This window comes from Mucilaginibacter sp. P4_G9 (genome assembly GCF_056400985.1).
Genome location: NZ_JBFUKF010000299.1, coordinates 1 through 6150, shown reverse-complemented (window position 1 = coordinate 6150; position 6150 = coordinate 1). Strand labels below are relative to the sequence as shown.

The following is a 6150-nucleotide window of genomic DNA, read 5'->3' as shown; positions in this document are numbered from 1 at the left end:
CCACTGTACCACCTGCTGTTTATTTGTTGAGAATTGTCTACCCGTACAGCTATGACATTTTCTTTGTTAAAGTCCAAATAAGGCGAAAGATCATAACTGAATGATGAATAACCATACGGACGAACGCCAAGCGATTTTCCGTTAATAAAAACTTCAGAATTCATATAAACTCCTTCAAAGTAAATGGAAATCTTTTTGCCTTTCCATTCAGCCGGGGCTTTGAAAGCTTTCCGGTACCAGCCTATTCCTGCAGGAAAGTATCCACCGGCTCCGCCCGTCGGATTTTTAGGACTTATTTTCCCTTCGATACTCCAATCGTGCGGTAAATCAAGGTTTCGCCAGGCCATATCACTAAAATCCCTTGATTTTGCAGATATAGTATCTCGCTGAAAAAATTTCCAGTTATTATCAAATAATTGCTTTCGCTCAGTTTTATCAATACCCTGACCATAGCAGGCAATGTTCCCTGCCAAAAACAGCAGGACTGTAGCTATTGCGCCAACATTCCATGTAATTTTGTTTGTATTATTTTGTTTCATATTGATTTATATTTTTTTGAAGTAACGGGATCCTAACTCTATAAAATCCTCATCTTCTTTAAGGCTCAACTTGCTGAAATCACTTTTGGGTAATTCCCTTCCATTCATCTGTTCTGAAAGGTACGGCCGGCAGCCCTTCTTTGTTAACAAGGTTACAAACGGGGTTGTCGGCCCACGCATAACGTACGGCTACGGGTATATTTACCTTATCCGAACTAACTATTACCTTATCACCTTCGATCCTGGCCGATGCCCAATAGAATTTTTTATCATCTCCGGCAATCGCAAATCCTTTTAGTGAAGCTGCATCCCGGGTAGCAAGTCCTAAACCTGTCCCGGTAAAACTTATGATTATAGCTTTACCCTTGACAACGAAGTTTTTATACATTGGCCCCGAGGCAATAACATTTTTCCCATAAGCTTTTTTTTCCGCTATCAGGGCCAGCCTGCGGCCTACCTCCTGCTTATTTGTCGGATGAATACTGTTTGCATCGCCGATATCTATTATGCAAGCCATACCTGTATTGGGTTGTGACAGTGTTAGTGTCTGCGCTTCTCTCAGTTCAGCCCATTCACTTTCAGCAGGAAGCGGATCTTCTTTTTTGAAGTTTGCCAACTGAACATATAAAAAAGGAAGGTTACCCTGATGCCAGCGTTGTCGCCAGTCGTTGATCAGCATTGGGAATAATTCCCTATAGCGGTAAGCTTCCGAAGCATTCGCCTCGCCCTGGTACCAGATAAATCCTTTGACCCCAAAAGGAATTAACGGATTAATCATGGCATTAAACAGCACCGCAGGGTAATTTTGGTAATTGTGGATTTTAGGAAGAGCAGGTTCAACATTTGTTTTATACAACCATTTTCCTGCTAAAGAAATCTTAGCATCCTCATCGGCAATATAAATATTTTCGGCCGGAGGGTTCAATCCGCCACCGCCCCACAACATAGCCATTCTGATAGCAATGGTATTTTCTCCGTTTTTAACCAGGTCGGCCGGAATGGTAAAAGATTGTTTTGGATTGCTATTCCAAATCGCTTTACATATTTCGGCACCATTAAAATAAAGGGAGTAATTCAGTTCAGGATGGCCAATATTCAGCACCAAATTTTTTCCTGCAAAGGATGGCGGTAACACAATTTTTTTACGTAACCACATCATCCCTTCATATTTTCCGATCCCAAAATCTTTAACCAGCCGGGGCATCTCAACCGCGGTCCAGCCAGAATCGACATAATCCGGTAAGGGAACAGTTTTATCAGTATTATTCTGTGGATGATAAACGATGTCCCAAAAACGTATCATATCCAGGCTATCTTTTACAACATTATTTTGAGTCAGCGTATCACCTGCAAGCATTTTTGCCCTGGTAGCAGCCGATGTAAGCTGTATTTCCCGGCTTGTCCATGTTTGTACCGGCGTTCCTCCCCAGGTACTTTGAATAATACCGATTGGTACGTTTTGCTCTTTATGTATTTTACGGGCAAAATAATAGGCTACCGCCGAGAGCTGCTTCACATTATTTGTGTCGCATAGTTTCCACTTACCCGATAAAAAATCAGATTGAGGACTAAGCTTAATATCATGTTCTACCACAAGAAAGCGAATTTGCGGAAAATCAGCTTTGGCAATTTCATTCGGAGCATCCAGCGCCTRCTGTACCTGCCATTCCATATTGGATTGACCCGAAGCCAGCCAGACATCCCCGATAAGAATCCCCGTTAGTTTGATTGCTAATTCCGGCTTTCCTGATTCAGAAATTTTGAGATCATAAGGGCCACCTGCCTTAAACTTCGGAAAATGCAACATCCATTTGCCGTCTTTATCAGTTTTTGCTTCTGTACTTACTTTACCAAGCGTTGCAACAATCAAAGAACCCGGAGTTGCTTTTCCCCAAACAGGAATTTTTATGCCTCTTTGCAAAACCATATTGTCGCCAAACACTTTTGGCAAAGTTACCTGGGCATAACCGGATGTTTGAAAAAAGTGGAATAGTGTAAAAAACACTAATGATATCCGTTTGTTTATTTTCATTATTTTATTCGAATAGCGTGAACTCTGGTTGTAAAACTAATGTCGTTTTTTGATAGCTTTGCGCCCAGCAAACAACCGGGGCTGCAAGCATAATAACATTAAGATATATTTCCAATTTTTTCATTTTTATGTCGAGCGAAACTGACCCGGAGCATACCGGGCCAATAGTGCGTTGTGTCAATGAATTTCGTGCCGTTAGGAAATTGGTATCAATCCTGCCGGTGGTGAGCCGTAAATACCCTTTCCGCTCTGTAACAGACATTCTCACGACATAAATTTAAACAGGCTCTTACAAATCGCATAGTTATAAATCGAGCTCAGCTTAAGATATCTTATCCTGTTATTTAACCGGCGTAAATTTGTACAGAGTCACTCCATGCACCGGAACCTTAACCGAAAGAGCCTCTTTGTCCGCATGGATTGTTGTAATATCTTTCTGACGCCAAAGATCACGCACCTTTTGCTTTCCTGAAATACCAAGCTTTTTCAGATCCTTGTAAGAGATATCCACTTTCTCCAGACCGAAATTGCAAAAGCCTGCTACACGGCTGCCATCCTCCAATTCTTTTACATAAATGCGCAGATCTCCGATAGTCTGAACACAGGTAGCCTGTTTGCCAAGAGCATCCTGATTAACGGCAATAACTTCATCGTTTGTTAATAAATTCAGGGTAAAGGCATCCAGCTTTTCCATATCGCAACCAATTAGCAGAGGCGCAGAGAAAAGGCTCCAAAGGCTGAAGTGAAGATACTGTTCATCTGGTTTAAGCATGGTGGGATGCGGGCTACCCCAGCCTACTGTTCCTACAACCAGCATATCCGGATCGTTCCAGTTACCGGGTTTAGCCCAGGCTGCAGACTGATCCTGAGCTAATGCAATACTTTTAACGTTGGACCAGTTGTCTGTTATATCATTCGTTGTACGCCAGGTGTTTCCACCTACCGAATCGCCCCATTTCCAAACATCCGACATTCCGTACTGACACAAGCTGAAAACAATGTCGCGGGGTTGCTGACGGATATAATCTCCCATTATTTTGTATGGTTTGACGGCGGTAGACAATTGATAACCTCCATTGTAAGATATTAAGACTACTTTGTTTGGGTCGTTATCAGGTATTCCATTTAGCACTCCTCCATAGCTGCACCAATCGTATTTCAGGTAATCGAAACCCCATTTGGCATAACTTTCGGCATCTTGCCGCTCATAACCATAGCTACCGGCACCGCCATCACAGGTCCAGGGACCAGGACTGGAATAAATGCCGATCTTTAAACCTAAACCATGCACATAGTCTGTCAGGGATTTCATATCTCCAAACCTTTTATTAGGAACTATATTACCAGCGTCGTCCCGGAACTTACCTTGCTGGGAAGGATCTTTCGAATCGCGGTTATTTTGCCAGTAGTCGTCAATATTTACGTAATTCCATCCGTAATTTACAAGTCCGGTTTTCACCATTACTTCCGCAGTGCGCTTAACTTTCTCGGCAGAAACCTCTCCGGCGAAACAATTCCAACTGTTCCAACCCATTGGCGGGGTAAGTGCAATTTTATCACCACAGATAATGCGTAAACTTTTTTCGGCTATACCTTTCGCATTCTTTGCCTTCAATTGAATAACGTAAGTGCCGGCTGTTACAAGCTTACCGGTGATAAGTCCTGTTTTTTGATCCAGCTTTAGTCCCTGAGGCAAGCCGGTAACCATAAAGGTCATTGGCCGGTCTCCGGTGGCAGGTATCCTGAATTGAAACGGCGAGCCCGGGCGGACACCGAAAACGCTTGCGCTATTGATCTTCGGTTTTGCCGATGGCTTAGGGGTAAGAATGTAAGGCTCACTTGGAACAGGATAATAAGTAGCAAAAGTTGCTACGCCAGCCGCCTCAAATTTTGCATCTGCCCAGTCGGCATGATTGTTGTGCCCTATCTCTGTTACCCGCAGCTCAAGTTTTTTCACACCCGAAAGTTTCACATTACATAGCCGGGCAGTATCGCCTGCATGCATTACACCGCTCGACCAAAGCTTCGCTCCATCGCCGAATACAATAAACTCTACGGCGGGCTGATGTTGTTTCACCTCATCATCAATACCAACCTGCGCGGTAAACGAATTTGCCTTACCATCGAGCTGAATAAAAAGAGAGCTTTCTGCGTGCGTGCCGAAGCCACGCTCAAAAGTTTTGCCTGCGATGGTCATGATGTTGCCATCAACCGACCTGTTTTTTTTAGGTACGCCCCAGCCCTGCGAAGCCGTGCTGAGATCCAGTTGATCTAACCAAACAGTTTGTGCGGAAAGGGAACTTGTGCTTAATAAGCTGACGATAATAGCGAAAACAAGAGTAAATATGCTTTTACTTGCTGTATTCATTTTTAATTTATAATTGATAGGATGCGCTGGCTCGGCTGTATAAATGGCTTGTATATTCGGGTTTTGAGCCTGCGCCCCCGCTGTAGCAAAAAGAGCTATTACCTGCAATACTTTCTTTCTGATTTTCATTGTTCTTCTAAATTTATGCGTGTGTGTATATATCATATATGATGTACCGGTCGAACAGGCTGGCTTTCCCACCCAATAGTTAACCACCTTCCCATTAAAAAAAATATTGATATCAAATGGAACCTGTTATATGAAAAAAGTCAAAGTCAGCCGCTCCCCCTGTATTTTTTGTAGCATAATTAAACAAAGCAAAACGATAGCCCATGAAATGYGGGAAGGTATAGGCCATTTTTAATTGYGTGCCCAATGGTATCCACGTTTTCCCGTCCAGGCTATAAAAAAAATCTGCCACGTCTTTCCTGTTCGTAAAATTGCATTCCGCCTTAAAGTATACTATCTTTTGGTTTAAGGGGATTTGTTGTGCTTCTACAGGTTTTCCGGTGCTTGCATTGATCATGACGATAGCTTTGCTATCCCCGGTTATTTTGACACCAGCCAACCCGTAATTTTTTTGCAAAAGGCCCAAACCCGCAAAATCGCCATCTTTCATATTAGAAACGTCGAGCGAAACTGTCCCGGAGCATACCGGGCCGATAGTGCGTTGTGTCAATGAATTTCGTGCCGCCAGGAAATTGGTGTCGATCCTGCCGGTGCTGAGCCGTAAATAGCCTTTCCGCGCGGTAACAGACCACAAACTATTATCCGGGTTATGGTTCCATTGCCAAACCAGTGGTAATGCACGTTCCCCTTTTTTACGGGTAAAATCGTCTGAAGCGACGATGCCCGGGATCAAACCTTTACCGGCCGGCAGGCCGAGTGTATCGGTCACTTTGCCGCCAGTGCCCAAAACGGGCCATCCATCCACCCACTTTACAGGGACCAAATAGGGAATACGGCCCACCGAGCCATAATCGCGGAACAAATAAGAATACCAGGCCCCATTTGGCGCTTCAACCAATCCGCCTTGTGCCACACCTAAATCCTGGAGGCCAATTCGTCCTTCGTACGGGCCGGTGATCTTATCTGCCCGGTGTATGATAACAGTGCGTACGTGGCCCGGTGGCCATGTAATATTGAAAAGGTAATATTTGCTGTTTATCTTAAACAGCTGAGAGCCCTCCGGACCGAGGCCGGTACCGCCC

5 protein-coding genes are annotated in these 6150 nt (G+C 44.0%); all 5 read right to left on the bottom strand.

The features are described 5' to 3' along the window. A partial coding sequence (locus AC1DPZ_RS20050; protein WP_477406706.1) for a sugar-binding domain-containing protein occupies nucleotides 1-539 on the bottom strand: 539 nt, incomplete at its 3' end. 79 nt (nucleotides 540-618) lie between these two features. After that, entirely contained in the window at nucleotides 619-2571 is a 1953-nt protein-coding gene (locus AC1DPZ_RS20045; protein WP_477406704.1) for a sialate O-acetylesterase, read from the bottom strand. A gap of 4 nt (nucleotides 2572-2575) precedes the next feature. Continuing rightward, nucleotides 2576-2833, bottom strand: a complete 258-nt coding sequence (locus AC1DPZ_RS20040) for a beta-xylosidase family glycoside hydrolase (protein ID WP_477406702.1) — start codon at nucleotides 2831-2833, stop codon at nucleotides 2576-2578. A 78-nt stretch (nucleotides 2834-2911) separates the two neighbouring features. After that, a complete protein-coding gene (locus tag AC1DPZ_RS20035; protein WP_477406700.1) occupies nucleotides 2912-5068 on the bottom strand; it encodes an NPCBM/NEW2 domain-containing protein in 2157 nt (718 codons plus the stop codon). Nucleotides 5069-5180: 112 nt separating this feature from the next. Further along, on the bottom strand, nucleotides 5181-6150 hold a 970-nt coding region (locus AC1DPZ_RS20030; protein WP_477406698.1), incomplete at its 5' end, for a glycoside hydrolase family 43 protein.